We start from the raw sequence: 17840 nt of genomic DNA on the forward strand, positions 1-17840 counted from the left end.
CTTCCCCCTATGAAATTCCATAATAAAAGGAGAACACTAGATGTGTTCTCCTTTTATCTTTATTCATACTAACGTAGCAAGATGCTCTTTCGCGTCATATTCAACTAAACTTTCAGCGTGTTTAATTCGATGAACAAAGTCTGGATTAGCAATTAACGGTCTTCCGAATGCCGCTACATCAATCGTTCCTTCTTGCAACGCTTCTTCGGCCTCTTTCGGATTTAAATTACCAACCCCAACAATCGTACCATCCCAATATTTTCTTACTAGTTGATGAAAATTCTTTCCGTCAGCAATCTCTTGGGTATAATTCATCGTTGAAGGATGGATCATCGTTAACCCAACCTCTTTAAACATATTTATGAACGTTTCAATTGCAAACTCAGGGTTTTCCCACATATAAGTAGGATTATCACCTTTGAAAGCAGAGAAACGAAGAAGTGTTTTATTAGCTCCAACAGCTTCTATTACAGCCGCCGTTACTTCTTTCATAAACGTTAACCTTTGTTTTAAATCACCGCCATATTTATCTGTTCGCTTATTCGCAAACTCATACGTAAATTGATCGATTAAATATCCGTGTGCACCGTGAATTTCTACTCCATCAAATCCAGCTTCGATTGCATTTTTCGCAGCTTGTGCGTATTGACCGATCACTTCTTGTATTTCTTCTAACGTCATTGCTTCTGGCGTATCAAACGGTTTACGAAAGCGTGGAACATTTCCCTCTGCAGCGATAGCCGACGGTGCTTGTGGCATTTGACCACCAATTATTTCATGATGACTCATACGCCCAACATGCCATATTTGAGCAATAATCGTCCCGCCTTCTTTATGTACTGCCTCTGTAACAGGTTTCCAAGAATCGATTTGTTCTTGTGTATAAATACCTGGTACTCCTGGGTTTCCTTTTGCTCTCGGACTAATGACAATTCCTTCTGTAATAATTAGTCCAATTCCATCTGCAGCACGTTTTCTGTAGTACTCCACTACATCCGCACCAACTACTCCAGTCTCATTATCTGCAAAGCATCTTGTCATCGGTGCCATCGCTATACGATTACGAAGAGACCAAGCTCCAACTTGAATTGGATCAAACAACTTTGTTTCTTCAACGTTTCCAAAAAATCCCCCAGCATTTACATTTGTTCCTTCATAAATACTCGCTGCTTTATTACTTGAACTTGTCATTTTTCTTCCCCCTAAAAAATCTTACTATAATCGCATCATACTTACTTTTAGATAGTAACGTCAATTTTTACGACTTTACAATAAAAAATTCGAATATCCAAAAAATAAAATGCTTTAAATAATATTAAAAAGGTTTCCTTAGGAGGAAACCTTTTTTGTTGACCATATATGGCTGTCAATTCGTTTATCTCTTTAATAAAAAAACACCTTATCAATAGAAGTGAAAATGGTTCAGTATTCTTCTAAAAATAATAACTTATATACCTAAAACAATGAAAGCCCTACCTCTCTTTCATCCTTACGGCTCCTCGTCCGTGCCAGTGTGAATCAGGATTGCAAAAATCAAGTAACTATTTTATCGAAGTATTCAATTAAACTTCGAACATTCATAAATGAAATTAAAAAATAAAAATGGATTTGATTGTAGTAATAACAATAGAGGTAATGCTCTAAAAGTGGTTTGAAAGAGTTGAATGTCTTTGAAATGATAAATTTTCTATAATTATGTTCCCAAAAAATTCAAGATCTTTTTTGGGATATAATACATTATTTGTAATGAACCTTAACAAAAGCTTTTTATCTGATTTTCTGTGATACCTTCAATTAATCCCAGTTCACTAATCAAAAATTCATATGCGTTATCTAACATCTTCTTTTCGCTTGCATTAAGTGCTTTTTCTTTCTGTATACGCATTAAATCACGCACAACTTCAGCACCTTCTTGCATTTTACCCGTCTTTATTTTATCAGTGTTCAATTTATACCTTTGTTTCCATGTAAGTAATCTATCTGATTCCCCATGTTGAAAAATATCCATTATGTGTGCTAATGCGGTTATATCCGTAACTGGACGTATATTCGAATTCAATATTCTCCCTGCTGGAATCATTAGTTCCATATTACTAGCCGACATTTTTATAACATAATACTGTTGTTTTTCTCCTGAGATTTCCTTCTCTTCTATGGCTTTAATTATACCTGCTCCCTGCATTGGATAAACAATGTTATCGCCAATTTGAAACAAATAATCCACCTCCATATATGGTAACCTTCTCAAGCTTAACACACTTTTAGTTTTTTAGCAAAATTTTTATTTTATCATAAAATTATTTTACACGTCAACACTTCAGAAGCAAAAAATTAAATTTACACAATACACTATAAAAATCGCAATTCCATTAACGGTTCCACACACACATTCATTCTCTTTTAATACAAAAACACATCACTACATTTAAGTAGTGATGTGTTTTTGATAAGACATAAATAAAGATCTACTTTTCCGTCTATATGCTAACCTGCTTACTAACCGTTTCCCTCGCTAAAAGAAAACTCATAATCACTTGCGCTGCTACTCTACTCGTCATATCTCTGAAATCAAGAGTTGGATCAATCTCTACTATATCCATCCCTTGAACGAGCGGTTCTTTACCAAGGAATTCAATCGCATCTAGTAAAGTCGTACTATCCATTCCACCAGGCCCAATTGCTGGACAACCTGGTGCAAACGCTTGGTCTAGCACATCCATATCAAGAGAAATATAAATAGAAGTCACACCTTGATTTCTTAATAATTCAATACTTTCCGTGATAATATCTTTTATTTCTCGCTCTCGTACGTCTTTCATTGTATACACTGTTACACCATGCTCTATTGCATATTCATGGTACGCACGTGCATTAGAAAAATTACGAATTCCAATTTGAACAAGTTGTTTCCCTGTAATGACATCATTTTCTAGTAAACTACGGAATGGTGTACCATTTGACGGGCCTCCATCATCTAAATTACGTAAATCATGATGAGCATCAAATTGAATAATCCCGACCTTTCCTTTACTGTTTGCAAAACCTGTTATACTCGGAAAACTAATCGAGTGGTCACCACCAAGAACGATTGGTATCATGTTCGGGTTTACTTTCGTTACATGACCAACTGTTTTCGCAATTCGTTTATGACTTTCTTTTATATCCGTCACATGCATCGTAATATCGCCGCAATCATATAAGACACTTTCTTTCATATCGTGTTTTTCTGTAATTGCATATGTACTATATGCATCTAACATCGCACGAATTGTCTTTGGAGCAAAACTCGCTCCTGAATGACTAATAGATGGTTTAGAAAGGGGTGCTCCAATTAAGGCAGCACCGAATATTTCTACACCTTCCTCCCAATCTTTAATCATCTCACTCCATTTTGTCACTTCACGATCAATAAACTTTGCGTTTTTCTTTAAATAGTGGCCGTGCTCCACGATTGTTCACCTCTTGTATATGCAATATTACCATTCTTCCATACTGTATTCACATGACTTACGCCGTAATGATACGGTACGTAAGCATAATTGTAAGCATCCCATAAAACTAAATCTGCCTTACGACCAACTCTAATTTTCCCAGCTACATCACCACGGTTAATGGCATATGATGAGTTAACCGTTACGGCATTCCAAACTTCTTCTGGTGTCATTTTCAGTTTTAGCATCGCAATGCTCATAATAAGCTGAATATTTTCAGTTGGACAGCTACCTGGGTTAAAGTCTGTAGCTAACGCAACTGCAACACCTTCATCAATCATTTTACGACCACGAGCAAAGCTTTCTTTATTTAAATAGAAAGTTGTTCCTGGTAATAATGTTGCTACTGTATTCGAGTTTGCAAGCATTTCAATCCCTTTATCAGAAGCGCCAACTAGATGGTCTGCTGATGCTGCACCGATTTCTGCCGCTGCTTCCGCACCACCAAGAGGGTCGATTTCATCTGCATGAATTTTCACATCAAAGCCAAGCTCTTTCGCTTTTAATAAAAATTCTTTTGATTCTTCTACTGAGAACACACCTGTTTCACAGAAAATATCAACGAATTCCGCCAATTGTTTCTCTTTCATTTCTGGTAATAGGTCTAACATCCATTGTAAAAATTCTTTCGATCTACCTTTATATTCTTTCGGAACTGCATGAGCACCTAAAAATGTGGAAACTAAATCGATTGAATGCTCTTTTTGTAATTGTGCAGTTGCCTCTAATTGTTTCCATTCCGTCTCATCATCTAATCCGTAACCACTCTTCGCTTCTACAGTTGTAACGCCGAAAGATAGCATACGGTCTAAATGGAATTTCGCTTTTTGAACAAGTTCTTCTTTCGACGCCTGTTTCGTTGCATTTACAGTTGAAAGAATACCTCCGCCTTGTTCTAAAATTTCTAAGTACGGAACTCCTTGTAATTTTAGCGCAATTTCATTTTCACGAGATCCACCAAATACAAGATGGGTATGCGGATCAACAAGACCAGGAGAAACCATTTTCCCCCCGCAATCAATAACTTCTTTCGCTTGTAATCCTTTCGCTTCTTCCGCTGTTCCAACGAAAGTGATTACACCATTTTCAATTCCAACCGCACCGTTTTCGATAACAGGAAGCGTGTTCATCGCTTCTCGTCTTAACAAGCCATCTTCTTGATCCATTGTTAGTAATTGACCGATATTTATTAGTAAAGTGTCCAGCATGTTTTCTCCTCCTTATTTCATCATTGGAATGTTAACGCCTTTTTCTTTCGCAGTTTCCACAGCTAAGTCATATCCAGCATCCACGTGACGAACAACACCCATACCAGGGTCAGAAGTTAATACGCGCTCAATACGTTTTGCTGCTGCTTCTGTTCCATCTGCAACGATAACCATTCCAGCGTGAAGTGAATAACCCATACCAACGCCACCACCGTGGTGAACAGATACCCAGCTCGCACCGTTTACACTATTAATTAATGCATTTAAAATTGGCCAGTCAGCTACTGCATCACTACCGTCTTTCATCGCTTCTGTTTCACGGTTTGGAGATGCTACTGATCCGCAATCTAAATGGTCACGACCAATAACAATCGGTGCTGATAATTCACCATTTGCAACCATTTCATTAATGATGCGACCAAATTTCGCACGCTCACCGTAACCTAACCAACAAATACGTGATGGAAGTCCTTGGAACTCAACTTGTTGACGTGCCATACGAATCCAGTTACATAAATGTTCATTATCAGCGAACTCACGTAAAATTACTTCGTCTGTTTTATAAATATCTTCTGGATCACCAGAAAGTGCTACCCAGCGGAATGGCCCTTTTCCTTCACAGAATAATGGACGAATAAATGCTGGAACGAATCCTGGGAAATCGAAAGCATTTTTCAAACCTTCATCGAAAGCAACTTGGCGAATGTTATTTCCATAATCAAATGTAATTGCACCTTTTTCTTGCATCGCAAGCATCGCTTCCACATGTTTTGTCATACTTTCTTTTGATAATTGTACGTAACGTTCTGGATCTTTTTCACGAAGTTTCGCTGCTTCTTCTAATGTGTAACCTACTGGAATATAACCGTTTAATGGATCATGAGCAGATGTTTGATCTGTAACTAAATCTGGCGTAATATCACGCTTCACTAGTTCTGGTAAAATCTCTGCCGCATTTCCTAGCAAGCCAATTGAAATTGGTTCTTTCTTCTCTTTATACTCGTTCGCAACAGTTAATGCTTCTTCTAATGATTCTGTATACATGTCACAATATCTCTTTTCAATACGACGATCGATGCTACGCTTATCAACATCAATAGCAATGACAACACCGCCGTTCATCGTTACAGCAAGAGGTTGTGCACCACCCATACCACCTAAACCAGCAGTAAGTGTTAATGTACCTTTTAATGAACCGTCGAAATGTTGACGAGCTGCTTCACCAAATGTTTCATATGTTCCTTGTAGAATCCCTTGTGTTCCAATGTAAATCCAGCTACCAGCTGTCATTTGTCCGTACATCATAAGACCTTTTTTCTCTAGTTCTCGGAAGTGATCCCAGTTTGCCCATTTTGGTACTAAGTTTGAGTTCGCTAACAGAACGCGAGGTGCATCTTCATGTGATTTAAAAATGGCAACTGGTTTTCCTGATTGAACAAGTAACGTTTCATCGCTTTCTAACGTTTTTAATGAATCTACAATCGCCTGATAGCTTTCCCAGTTACGAGCTGCACGGCCAATTCCGCCATACACAACTAATTCTTCTGGTTTTTCAGCAACTTCCGGATCTAAATTGTTCATTAGCATACGAAGTGCAGCTTCTTGCACCCACCCTTTCGTTTGTAACTCTGTACCTCTTGGCGCGCGAATTGTTTGTTGTACTTTTTCCATTTCAATCTCTCCCTTTTCTCATTTTATAGTGCTGCGTTTACATCCAATCTTTCTTTTATCGAATAATTCGTTTTTAACCAATGTGCAATATTTTCAATATCCGTTGAGAAGATGCGATCATTTGTAATAGATGGTACTTGCTGACGCCCTTGATGGTAGAAGCTCTTCGTCACTGTACTCATGTTTTCAATTCCACGATATTCTGCCGCTTGCATCGCACAAATCATTTCAATTGAAAGAACACGTCTTACATTTTGAATAATTTGATGTGCATGACGTGAAGCGATTGTTCCCATACTTACGTGATCTTCTTGGTTAGCTGATGACGGGATTGAATCAACACTCGCTGGATGTGCTAACGTTTTATTTTCAGAAACTAGTGACGCTGCAGCATATTGCATAATCATTGCACCAGACTGAAGTCCTGGTTCTGGACTTAAAAATGGCGGTAAATCGTTTAACTGCGGATTTACTAAACGCTCAATACGACGCTCTGAAATGTTTGCAAGTTCCGCCATTCCTACTTTTAAGAAGTCCATCGCAAATGCAATCGGTTGACCATGGAAATTACCACCTGAAATTACTTTTTCCCCGCCATCAAAGATTAGCGGATTATCTGTTGCGGCATTCATTTCAATTTCTAATTTTTCTTTCACATAATTCAAAACTTGCCAAGAAGCACCGTGTACTTGCGGGATACAACGAAGTGAATAGGCATCCTGTACACGTAGTTCTCCTTGTTTTGTTGTTAACTTACTATCATGAAGAATGTCACGAATTCTGCTTGCTACATCCACTTGCTCTTTATAGCCACGTGCTTTATGAACATTTTCATCAAATGCATCAATAATGCCTTGTAACCCTTCAATTGTCATCGAAGCAATTAGTTCAGCTTGATACGCCGTTGCTTCTGCTTCTATATAAGAAAGAACTCCTTGTGCTGTCATCGCCTGCGTACCATTAATTAACGCAAGACCTTCTTTCGCTTCAAGTTCAATTGGCTCAAGCCCTTCTTCTGTAAGAGCAACCATTGCATGAACGCGTTTCCCTTTATAGAACACTTCACCTTCGCCTAATAATACGAGCGCAAGATGAGATAAAGGTGCTAAATCTCCACTTGCACCAAGTGAGCCTTGTTGCGGAACGACTGGATGAATTTTACGATTTACAAACTCAAGAAGCATATTTACAACAAGCGGCCTTACGCCTGATACTCCTTTAAGCATCGTGTTCGCTCGTAAAATTAACATTCCGCGCGATACTTCTTCCGGGAATGGATCACCTATCCCACATGCATGTGACTGAATTAAATTATGTTGAAGTGCCTTTACATCATCTTTTTGGATAAGCACATCACTAAACTTTCCAAATCCAGTTGTAATACCGTAAACGACTTTTCCGTCCTCTACAATTTTCTCAACTACTTCGCGGCACTCCGCTACCTTTTGCATACTAGTTGGACAAGCTGTTACACCTTCTCCTTCCAGTAATAACCTCTTCATTTCTTCAACTGTCAATGTATGTCCTGTTAACGTAATCATCATTTTTCCTCCTTAAAAAGGCAAAAGGGGACCTTATCTTTTTAAGACAGACTTCTGTCCTAAAAAAGTAAGGCCCCCTTCTAACTAATAGACTATGGGCAAATCATATGTGATTAATTCCTAAACCAATCGCCTCATGCTCTGATCCTTTTACAGGTGCACCAATCGTTCCATATAATGCAACAGCAACCCATTCGCCTTCTTTTTTCCCGTCGTATGGTGTACCGCGCACAATCGCAAAACGAAGTCCTACTGTACGAAGAACGTCTGCTAACTGAATTTGACCTCTCGTCACTCCGTACAAAGCTTCCATAATTGCATGATAAAGTGCATGTGTTTCTCTGTAAACGTCTGTTTCAATAACTTGGTTGCTTTTAGCCGCTGTTTCCATTGCTGCGACAACCTTTTGCGAATTCATCGAACCCACTTTCCCCGTACAATACTTCCAACCTTTTGGAATGGATAATACAGGACTTTCATTCTCATCCGCAAGTGCCAACAGCATGGCCATACGACCAATTCGATGTGTTCCTTGAAGAAGCATGTGACTCTCTCATTTCTTTTGAATTATTTGAATATTACTTAATTTAAGAATATATGAAAACGGTTAAATCGTCAATAGTTTAAAATCATATTCAAACATTTTTTTCATCCCCCTAATTTTGTGTACACAAATGATTTACACAAAATTTCCAGACGTGCTATAGTCTCACTAACAGATGCAAAGGGGCGAAATTTCAGTGACAAAACGAAAAGATATTCATTTTCGAATTGAAGAGAAATTACTTGAAAGGTTTGAATCAGCACTCCATTACGAAGGTTTAAAGAAAACAGATGTATTAACACATACAATCCAACAATTTTGCACAAAGGTGGAATGTGACAAAATGAATGATGTAAAACGACAATATAACGTTAGCAACCATTTACAAACACGCATCGACACACATACACATTACGAAGAAAAACACGTAGATTTAGATAAGATCGTCATTGAACATTTACACCTTCAAGGGGATGAAAACATATTAGAGGTTGGGTGCGCTAGTGGAAAATTCCTTTCCCTTTTACAAACAAATGGTCATAAAGGCCCATTAACCGGGTTTGATCAATCCGAAGCTATGCTTGCTGAAGCTGCTAAAATAAATAACTTAATAGAATGGAAACGAGGGGACGCTAGTAAACTTCCTTTCGAAACAAATTGTTATGACCTAATAATTGCAAGACATATGTTATACCATGTGAAAGATGTTGAAAAAACAATTCAAGGCTTTTATAAAGTCATTCGTTCTGGCGGAACACTTTTAGCTACAACAAATTCTAAAGTTTCATTACCTCGTATAGTTGAAATGTGTAACAACATGCTTGACGCATTTGATCTACCGAAAACATCACCAGCAGTCTCTCCATTTTGTTTAGAAAATGGTAAAGAGATAGTAGCATCTGCTTTTCCAACGGTTGAAGAAACAGTTATTCATAATGCGCTCGTTTTTCATCATGCTACCCCAATAGTAAACTATATTTCCAGCATGTTTCCATCGTTAAATATACCCGATAATATGTATCTTCAAGCCGAGATGAAAGAATGGCTAACAGAAGAAATCAACAAGGAATTATCGCTCCATAACGGTATATGGCGCGATCCAAAAACGTTAGTAATTTATCGGTGTAAAAAAGCTAGCATTTGCTAGCTTTTACACGTTTTCTCGTAAAAGTTTCTCCATTACTACATTGCCTTTACCACAATAAAAATCTGTATTATGTTCGTCTGCCACTCCAAAATAAGAGGCAATCGCTATTCCAAATGGTACAAATGCATGCCCTTGTGCTGTAATGATATTTGAGTGTTGCACAACTTCTTCATACACGAAATTTTCTACTGGAAAACAATCGAATTTTTGATAATCTATAGTCGCAGTATAAGAAATCCCTTTAAATAACCCTGCTTTTGCTAGCGCATACGGTCCAGCACAAATTGCCGCCACTAATTTTTCTTGTTCGTGAAATTGACGAATGACTGAAAAAAGAGATTTCGCATCTTTCAACTGTACTTCTTCTCCACCTGGAATAAGTACCCCCTCATACTCATCTACACGTACTTCACTTACTTCTATATGTGGTTGCACTTGCAAACCTGTTTCACTTATAATCAATTCTTTTGTTAAGCCCGCTGTAATGATTTCAAATTTATTTTTCAGCAATGCCGTCGCTACTGTTATTTCAAACTCCGCAAATGTTGGGTATACAAATAAAAGTATTTTTTTCATAGCCCTCTCTCCTTTAACCAGTCCATAAAATATACCTCTAAATCGTCAACTGTTAATCTATTTGTGTCCACATAAGTTACAGGAAATTGTTTATACCAGTCTTTTTCAGTTTCTGCTAATTTAAATTGCTCCTCAAATGTACTTCTGTTTCTTGTTCTATCATTATTTTTTCTATCATATACATTCTTTTTCGTAACATCTAAGTAAAAAATCACATCCGAACGGCATTCTCTTAATTTATATAATTCATCTTTCAATTCAGTTTCTATATCCCACTCTTCTCCTATAATCGTTGGATAAAAGAGTGTAAAAAACTCAATGTCTTCTGGTCCGCGATCAAAAATTACGACTGAATCTTTCACATTTTGAAACTCCTTTATTTTTGCTTCCATAAACATTTTTTGATTCATAATAAACCCTACTTTTGAATTCATATCTAAATTCAATTTTTTTCGCTTCTCTACAATTGGATATGGATTTTCATATATAACTCGAAACCCTCTCTTTTCTAACCTTTTTGCTAATGTTGTTTTTCCGCTAGCCATCGGCCCTTGCAGTGAAATTACGTATGTCACACCTCTCATTCCCTTACACTTTAGTACACCTATAATATACAGAATCTTGAAAACTCTCAACATTATATATATCATCTTGTTTCTTATTCTTATCTAACTTATAATGAAAAATAGAGATTATGACGGACGCATCAATAATGTAAGCTTGGAAATCCAAGCTTACATTATTTTTTGCTTTCCCTTTTCTAATAAAAAGAGTATACTAGATTAGAACGTATGTTCTTAATAATTACATACAGTAAGGAGATAGAACAATGGTATACGACACAAAAGCAATTTCTTGGAATGAATCTTTAAAACAACTTCAACGCCGCTATACAAACAAACAAGTTGACCGAAAAGAATTTGAGGATATTGAACTGATGGAATTCTTCCGCGATAACGACTACATTTCTTTACCTACACACATAAGCGGCCTATCAAAAACACGTTTTACTTCTTACTCTATTTTCACAACTGAAGATAAAGATCGTAAAATTGGCACATTAATCATTGAATATGTAGAAGATGATAATAATAATTTACATGTGGAACAACTATACTTTGTTTAAATGATAACGCTTGGTCAAAATGACCAAGCGTTCTTGCTTTCTATGAATCTCACTGTATATAATATGAATAAAAGAAAACCGCTATCATTAAGGGGGGATATGCTTGCTCGAAGGATGGTTCAGTTGGTTCATTGTATTATGGACGGTTATTTTATTAGGGCTTATGTCTATCGGTGGATACTTTATGTTCAGAAAATTTTTAAAACGTTTACCAAAAGAAGATGGCATGTCCATTTTGGATTGGGAAGAACACTACATAAATAAAACGAGACATTTATGGGCTGACGAACAAAAACAATTGTTAGAAGAGCTTGTAAGTCCTGTTCCAGAACTATTTCGCGATGTTGCAAAATCAAAGATTGCTGGAAAAATCGGGGAACTTGCATTACAAGAAAATGCCTCTCAAATTACACAAGACTTAATTATTAAAGGATATATCATTGCCACACCAAAGCGTGATCATAAATTTTTAATTAAAAAACTACAAGAAAAAAAGATTGATTATTCTAACTATCGATCTTTACTCGCAAAGTAACTTCATATTATTTTCGATAAAAAAGACAGCGCCTTTGACGCTGTCTTTTTATTTGGTACATATACAGTTTTTAAGTTAGCTTCATATCTTTTTCATTATAAAAACCATCTTCTTTTTCCATTTCCTTTTGTAATTTCGTAAAGGAACGGTACATGGCAATTCTCCATGACACAATCATCGCGAACGCCAGTAAGAAGAACATGCCACTAAGTTGTCCTAAATCAAGAGATTGGCTTAAGTATGTTTTAAATACAATCCGCACGACAAGTAATCCAATTAATATAAAAACAAAGGCTTTTGAACGCTTCAAATAAATCTCTTGTCCTCTAATTTCAAATTTAGATGTTTTAATAAGAAAAATAGAGAAAAACAAACCGACGCCAATTGCTTCTAACATTTCCGCTGGAGTTAATCGAAATTCAGGAAAAACATACATCAATGCTCCCGTGCTCATAAAAAATGGCGGAAGTATAATTTTTTTCAATGTTGCAGGTTTCTTAGCTGCTTTTAAACGAATAAACATCGCACCGACAGCCATACAAACAGCAACGATACTTGATAAAAGAACTATGTTCATATTTTCTCATCCTTTTTTGTGGCTATATGCAAAATATACTTTCATTATATGCTTTTCCGTTAGTATTTCCAACATTTTCGCAGAATAATACTAAAAACCGGTAAAACCACCAAATAAACTTGAGAAATATACGATAATTTTCGTCATCCAGTTAAAGTATAGGAAGACCCCCATAACAATCATAATATATCCTCCGACTTTCATGAAGGCCATACTATTTCTTTTAATCCAAGACATTTTCGTAATAAAGAATGACAGTACGAAAAACGGGATAGCAAATCCAAGTATGTAAGCAATCATGTAAATCATTGCTGATTCTGGGTTTGTTGCTGCTAATCCAATTACCGACACTAGAATTGGTCCGGTACATGGCGTCCACCCTGCTGCAAAGGCTAATCCAATTAGTACTGATCCAAAATAGCCACTTGGACGATTTTTAAATGTAAATTTACGGTCTTGCATTAAAAATTTCGGCTTAAACACCCCGACAATAATTAAGCCGAACACGATGATAAATATACCACCTAACTGTCTGATTAAATCTTTATAGTCAGTAAAGATTCCTCCAATAAAACTTGTACCAAATCCAATTGCAATAAATATAATTGAAAATCCAAGTAAGAAAAACGCTGTATGTATCATACTTCTTTTGCGAAGCATTGCATTTTCTTCTTTCAATTCAGAAACCGACATACCTGTTATGTACGATAAAAATGCCGGATAAAGCGGTAAGCAACATGGGGAAATAAATGATAAGAACCCGGCGCCAAACGCTAAAAAAATACTAATATCTTGCATCATTCCACTCCTCTCCCTAAATATTGTAACAAAAACACATAAAAATACTATGAACAATTCGTGAAATCACTTTTACAACGTGGCAATAAGAAAAAAGTACTTCCTCACAGTTTCTAATAAAACGTTTTCATTTCCTTCTATTATATAGAAAAAACTCAAATGGATTATGAAACTCCTTTAATTGTCATTACCATAACAAAGGTAACATAGTTTCTCAAATAATTAGCACGTTACTAGTACGTCTATATACATATTGGTTTAAAAAATATTTTTTTCAAATGCTGGCTCTATACAATGCAAAGTTGATTTTATAATACTTCTACTATTAATAATTTCAAGATTATGCATAAATATCATACTTTTATTATTATTCTATAAAATGTCATACTTTTCTTTCATTTGACCCTTTATTTCTAATTTTGTATACTTCCCTCTAGTTATATATTTTCGATACGGAACAACTTCATATAGATGGGAGGAATTTTTCATGCTTCGTTATTCTCTTTTAGTTTTATTAGGAGCGTGTAGTTATGGAATTTTAGCTATTTTTGTTAAGCTTGCATATGCAGAAGGATTTTCACTTGGAGAGGTAATTGGCAGCCAATATTTGTTCGGTTGGATTATTTTGCTTGCTATTACACTTCTATTTTCTAGACATCGCGTTCCTTTAAAGCAAGCATTACTTTTATTCGTTGCAGGAACATCTGCAAGTTTTACCGGAATTTTTTATTATGCTTCATTAAAAACTGTACCAGCTTCTATTGCAATTATTCTTTTATTCCAATTTGTTTGGGTCGGAATTATCATTGAAGCAGTCGCAACAAAAACATTACCTTCAAGAGAAAAAGTTATTTCTGTTATTTTCTTACTTGTAGGGACATTTTTATCAAGTGGTTTACTTGAACAATCAGCAGGTGCTTTCGATACGACTGGGATCATTTTAGGTTTATTATCTGCTGTTACATTCGCAACATACATTTTCGTGAGCGGAAAAGTTGCTGTTGAAGTACCTTCATTACCGCGCGGTGTTCTCTTAATGACTGGTGCTTTAACTTTAGTCATGATTGTATTCCCACCAACATTTATTTTTAATGGTGCCATTTCTCAAGGTCTTTGGAAATACGGTTTAGGATTAGGAACATTTAGTATCGTAATTCCATCTATTGCCTTTACAATCGGTATTCCAAAAATCGGTTCTGGCTTAGCAACTATTCTTGGTGCAGCGGAACTACCAGTTACAACAATTATGTCCGTATTCGTTTTAAAAGAGGCTGTACTATCTTCACAATGGTTCGGTGTATCACTTATTTTAATCGGGATTGCAATCCCGCAAATTGCATACGCAATGCGTGGACGTTATCGTAAACATCATACGCATAAAAAAGTCGCAGCATAAAGTGAAACTTTAATTAGTTGAACCAATCGGACTGCCCATTAATACGGGATAAACGAGAGAGGATTTTCATTTGAGAATCCTCTCTTTTATTGTTGTATACTTATGATAAATATTTTGCTGAAGAAAGAAGGCATACTACATGGTATCTATTTCAAATCAACTAAAAGAAAAACTTATTTCCATCCGTCGACATTTACATGAGTATCCAGAACTATCATATGAAGAGTTCGAAACAACAAAAGCAATAAAAAATTGGTTAGAAGAAAAAAACATTACTATCATTGACTCCAATTTAGAAACAGGAATTATCGCTGAAGTGTCTGGTAATAAAAACGGGCCAATTGTAGCAGTTCGTGCTGATATTGATGCCCTTCCTATTCAAGAAGAAACACATTTGTCCTATGCATCTAAAGTACGAGGGAAAATGCATGCTTGTGGACACGATTTTCATACAGCTGCCATTTTAGGTACTGCTTTCTTATTAAAAGAAAGAGAATCTTCCCTAAATGGAACGGTTCGCTTCATATTCCAACCAGCTGAAGAAAGTAGTAATGGCGCTTGCAAAGTTATTGATGCTGGACATTTACGTAATGTGCAAGCGATTTTCGGCATGCATAATAAACCTGATTTACCAGTAGGTACAATTGGCATTAAAGATGGTCCACTGATGGCTGGAGTTGATCGATTTGAAATTGAAATTCACGGAGTTGGTACACACGCGGCTGTACCAGATGCTGGCGTAGATCCTATTGTCGCATCCTCTCAAATTGTGATGGCACTGCAAACAATTGTAAGCCGAAATATAAGTTCATCTCATAATGCAGTTGTTAGTGTTACAAATATTCACGCAGGAAATACGTGGAACGTGATTCCTGAAAAAGCTACGTTAGAAGGAACGATTCGCACGTTCCAAGCTGAAACACGTGAAAAGATTCCAGCACTCATGGAGCGTATTATTAAAGGTGTATCTGATGCATTAGGTGTAAAAACGAAATTCCGTTTTTATTCAGGTCCTCCTGCTGTTCACAACGATAAAGCTCTTACAGACTTATCTACTCAAGTTGCCACAAAGATGAATCTTAATATCATCTCGCCTAGTCTATCAATGGCTGGAGAAGATTTCTCATTTTACCAACAGGAAATACCAGGTTCATTCGTCTTTATGGGAACGAGCGGTACACATGAATGGCATCATCCTGCTTTTACAATTAATGAAGAGGCACTGCCTATAAGTGCAGAATACTTTGCTTTACTAGCCGAAAGAGCACTTAAACAATTCTCATAAAAAAAAGCCGTTCAAAGTGCATCTCAGCACCCTGAACGGCTTTTCTTATTAAGTTAAATCATGTTTTAAAAACACAGTATATGAAATACATAAAAATACGAACAAATAAAGTAGCAACATACATGATGCAAACGGGAATGTTACTCCATCAATAAAACTTCCGTTCTTTGAAATACTATATAAATCTGTGTTTGCTGGCAATAAATATTTCGCCCAGTTATATCTAGTGGCTGCTAATAACGCAATATTGCCTGATAAAGCAAGGAATAGTGAAATACCAATTGCACCTCCACTAGATCTCGTTAACACAGAAATCATAAATGCAAACGATGCGTACACAACCGTTGGTAACCACGATAAAACATAATATTTACTTGCTTCTACAAAAATGTTTTGTTTTATTATATTTCCATCTTGGAAAATAAACTCACTCCATGCAGGCTGTTGGAATTTATAAATAACAAGTCCACATAAAGCGGAGAAGATCATATTAAATATAAATAATAAAGCTGCAAATATAACGATTGCTAAAAATTTTGCTGTTAAAATTTTAAAGCGACTCGCTGGTCGTATCGTTAAAAATTTATATGTTCCCCAGCTATATTCATTCGCAAAAATTGTACTTGCATACACGAGGATAAATGGGAGCAAAATTGGAAATACGATAAAACCTGTATCTCTCATGAAAGAAAGTGGAGAACTGCTTGCCGGTGCTGTATCCGTATCTAAATGCTTCATCTTAAGCTGGTATTCTTTTACAAGCTCATCCCCTGATTTTTCTGCTAAAATAGCTTCTTTTTTCATGCCAAGCTTTTTCTCAATTTCTACAGTTCGTTCTGTATAATCTACTTTCCATCCTTTTGTTTCCGGTTCAAAATACTTTACCGTAACCCATCCTAATCCGATTATTAATACTGCAATAACTGCAAATGGAATAATCGTTCGCTTCCGCTTAAATATTTTATACAGTTCGTTATATACTAAATTAAACAATATCTTTTCCCCCTGTTAATTCTAAAAATTGCTCTTCTAACGTTTTTCTTTCTTCATATACACGATACACTTGAATATTTTTCTCAAGCAATGTACGAATAACATTTGGGATTTCTTCATCTTTTACATTAATAAGTAATTCATTATCTTTTACTAAAACATCATGCCCTAATATTTCTGCTGCTTTATTCGCATCATCTACACGTATACGGATCGTCTCCATCTCTTCGCTTTGGCTATGCTGAATATTTTGCGTAGCCACATATTCCCCGTGCTGAATAATGATAACTCTGTCACACATTAATTCAACTTCTGAAAGTAAGTGACTTGATACAAGTACAGCTTTTCCTTGTTCATGTGCAATTTTTTTTATGTACATTCTCATTTCATGTATTCCACTAGGGTCTAATCCATTTGTCGGTTCATCTAGTATCAACACGTCTGGATCGTGAATAAGTGCCTGAGCGATTCCTAAACGTTGTCTCATGCCGAGTGAATACGCTTTTACTTTGCGATCAATTACTTGTCCCATCCCTAACAATTTCACTACTTCATCGATACGTTCTTCGGTCACATTACCATTCATTCGTCCGAAATATGTTAAATTTTCATAGCCGCTCAAAAAAGGATAAAATTCAGGTGTCTCAATTACCGCTCCAATTTTCGCAGCTGTTTTTTCGAATTGCTGTTTCACAGATTGACCATCAATCCATACTTCACCTTCTGTCATACGGATCATACCAACCATCATTCTCATTAAAGTCGTTTTTCCAGCACCGTTTGGTCCGAGTAAACCGACAACCTCGCCTTTTTTCACTTCAAAACTAATATTTTGTACAAGTGTCTTTGATCCGATTCGCTTCGTTAACCGATCGACTTTTACAATTGATTGTTCATTTGTCATTCTATACAACCTTTCCTTCCCATTCTTTGTCAGGTCTTTTCACTGTAA

18 protein-coding genes and 1 pseudogene are annotated in these 17840 nt (G+C 36.3%); 5 read left to right on the forward strand and 14 right to left on the reverse strand.

Going from position 1 to position 17840, the window contains the following annotated elements; translation table 11 throughout:
* Nucleotides 1-63: 63 nt before the first annotated feature.
* The 7 genes from ACTFR3_RS05675 to hutP form a co-directional block, all read right to left on the reverse strand.
* A complete protein-coding gene (locus ACTFR3_RS05675) occupies nucleotides 64-1191 on the reverse strand; it encodes an alkene reductase (RefSeq protein ID WP_000204592.1) in 1128 nt (375 codons plus the stop codon).
* 562 nt (nucleotides 1192-1753) lie between these two features.
* Nucleotides 1754-2215 (reverse strand): CarD family transcriptional regulator, encoded by a 462-nt coding sequence (locus ACTFR3_RS05680; RefSeq protein ID WP_170317877.1) that lies wholly within the window; start codon nucleotides 2213-2215, stop codon nucleotides 1754-1756.
* Nucleotides 2216-2477: 262 nt separating this feature from the next.
* Complete coding sequence (gene hutG / locus ACTFR3_RS05685) at nucleotides 2478-3449, reverse strand: formimidoylglutamase (protein WP_000399851.1); 972 nt, start codon at nucleotides 3447-3449, stop codon at nucleotides 2478-2480.
* Nucleotides 3428-4699 (reverse strand): imidazolonepropionase, encoded by a 1272-nt coding sequence (hutI, locus tag ACTFR3_RS05690; RefSeq protein WP_000887531.1) that lies wholly within the window; start codon nucleotides 4697-4699, stop codon nucleotides 3428-3430. Before hutI ends, hutG begins: the two co-directional genes overlap by 22 nt.
* Nucleotides 4700-4711: 12 nt before the next feature.
* Nucleotides 4712-6370 carry a urocanate hydratase gene (gene hutU / locus ACTFR3_RS05695; RefSeq protein ID WP_000416944.1) on the reverse strand — a complete coding sequence of 553 codons (1659 nt, stop codon included), beginning with the start codon at nucleotides 6368-6370 and terminating at the stop codon, nucleotides 4712-4714.
* A 23-nt stretch (nucleotides 6371-6393) separates the two neighbouring features.
* Nucleotides 6394-7911, reverse strand: a complete 1518-nt coding sequence (gene hutH, locus ACTFR3_RS05700; protein WP_000631874.1) for a histidine ammonia-lyase — start codon at nucleotides 7909-7911, stop codon at nucleotides 6394-6396.
* Nucleotides 7912-8014: 103 nt separating this feature from the next.
* Nucleotides 8015-8455 (reverse strand): hut operon transcriptional regulator HutP, encoded by a 441-nt coding sequence (gene hutP / locus ACTFR3_RS05705; protein WP_000926516.1) that lies wholly within the window; start codon nucleotides 8453-8455, stop codon nucleotides 8015-8017.
* Between the two features lie 196 nt (nucleotides 8456-8651).
* On the opposite strand from hutP, the gene ACTFR3_RS05710 reads away from it, so the two are divergent.
* Complete coding sequence (locus ACTFR3_RS05710) at nucleotides 8652-9602, forward strand: class I SAM-dependent methyltransferase (RefSeq protein ID WP_440044240.1); 951 nt, start codon at nucleotides 8652-8654, stop codon at nucleotides 9600-9602.
* Nucleotides 9603-9605: 3 nt separating this feature from the next.
* Here the strand turns inward: ACTFR3_RS05710 and ACTFR3_RS05715 are convergent, their stop codons facing one another.
* Together ACTFR3_RS05715 and ACTFR3_RS05720 are read right to left on the reverse strand one after the other, a co-directional pair.
* On the reverse strand, nucleotides 9606-10178 hold the full coding sequence (locus ACTFR3_RS05715; protein ID WP_000722200.1) for a DJ-1/PfpI family protein: 573 nt from the start codon (nucleotides 10176-10178) through the stop codon (nucleotides 9606-9608).
* Nucleotides 10175-10762, reverse strand: coding sequence for an AAA family ATPase (locus ACTFR3_RS05720; protein WP_002041639.1), 588 nt, complete (start codon nucleotides 10760-10762; stop codon nucleotides 10175-10177). Before ACTFR3_RS05720 ends, ACTFR3_RS05715 begins: the two co-directional genes overlap by 4 nt.
* A gap of 245 nt (nucleotides 10763-11007) precedes the next feature.
* Between ACTFR3_RS05720 and ACTFR3_RS05725 the strand changes: the two genes are divergently transcribed.
* On the forward strand, nucleotides 11008-11304 hold the full coding sequence (locus tag ACTFR3_RS05725) for a hypothetical protein (protein WP_440044241.1): 297 nt from the start codon (nucleotides 11008-11010) through the stop codon (nucleotides 11302-11304).
* A gap of 103 nt (nucleotides 11305-11407) precedes the next feature.
* Nucleotides 11408-11839, forward strand: coding sequence for a DUF2621 domain-containing protein (locus ACTFR3_RS05730; RefSeq protein ID WP_000889373.1), 432 nt, complete (start codon nucleotides 11408-11410; stop codon nucleotides 11837-11839).
* Nucleotides 11840-11909: 70 nt separating this feature from the next.
* On the opposite strand, the gene ACTFR3_RS05735 is transcribed toward ACTFR3_RS05730, so the two are convergent.
* The 3 genes and pseudogenes from ACTFR3_RS05735 to ACTFR3_RS05745 form a co-directional block, all read right to left on the reverse strand.
* Complete coding sequence (locus ACTFR3_RS05735) at nucleotides 11910-12416, reverse strand: CcdC family protein (RefSeq protein WP_001028439.1); 507 nt, start codon at nucleotides 12414-12416, stop codon at nucleotides 11910-11912.
* Nucleotides 12417-12506: 90 nt separating this feature from the next.
* Nucleotides 12507-13214 (reverse strand): cytochrome c-type biogenesis protein CcdA, encoded by a 708-nt coding sequence (gene ccdA / locus ACTFR3_RS05740; RefSeq protein ID WP_001152676.1) that lies wholly within the window; start codon nucleotides 13212-13214, stop codon nucleotides 12507-12509.
* Nucleotides 13215-13230: 16 nt separating this feature from the next.
* A pseudogene (locus tag ACTFR3_RS05745) lies at nucleotides 13231-13379 on the reverse strand (peptidase T).
* 322 nt (nucleotides 13380-13701) lie between these two features.
* Here ACTFR3_RS05745 and ACTFR3_RS05750 point away from each other — a divergent pair.
* Both ACTFR3_RS05750 and ACTFR3_RS05755 read left to right on the forward strand, forming a co-directional pair.
* Complete coding sequence (locus ACTFR3_RS05750) at nucleotides 13702-14610, forward strand: EamA family transporter (RefSeq protein ID WP_000947043.1); 909 nt, start codon at nucleotides 13702-13704, stop codon at nucleotides 14608-14610.
* Nucleotides 14611-14749: 139 nt separating this feature from the next.
* The gene (locus ACTFR3_RS05755) at nucleotides 14750-15895 is read left to right on the forward strand and encodes a M20 peptidase aminoacylase family protein (RefSeq protein ID WP_000253675.1); all 1146 of its coding nucleotides are present in this window, start codon (nucleotides 14750-14752) and stop codon (nucleotides 15893-15895) included.
* A 48-nt stretch (nucleotides 15896-15943) separates the two neighbouring features.
* Here ACTFR3_RS05755 and ACTFR3_RS05760 read toward each other — a convergent pair whose 3' ends face one another.
* Nucleotides 15944-16888, reverse strand: a complete 945-nt coding sequence (locus ACTFR3_RS05760) for an ABC transporter permease (RefSeq protein WP_440044242.1) — start codon at nucleotides 16886-16888, stop codon at nucleotides 15944-15946.
* Nucleotides 16881-17792, reverse strand: a complete 912-nt coding sequence (locus tag ACTFR3_RS05765) for an ABC transporter ATP-binding protein (RefSeq protein ID WP_000180622.1) — start codon at nucleotides 17790-17792, stop codon at nucleotides 16881-16883. The genes ACTFR3_RS05760 and ACTFR3_RS05765 overlap by 8 nt, the downstream gene beginning before the upstream one ends.
* Nucleotides 17793-17840 lie beyond the last annotated feature (48 nt).

The organism is Bacillus cereus group sp. MYBK14-1 (assembly GCF_051916885.1).
In the GTDB taxonomy this organism is placed as follows: domain Bacteria; phylum Bacillota; class Bacilli; order Bacillales; family Bacillaceae_G; genus Bacillus_A; species Bacillus_A cereus.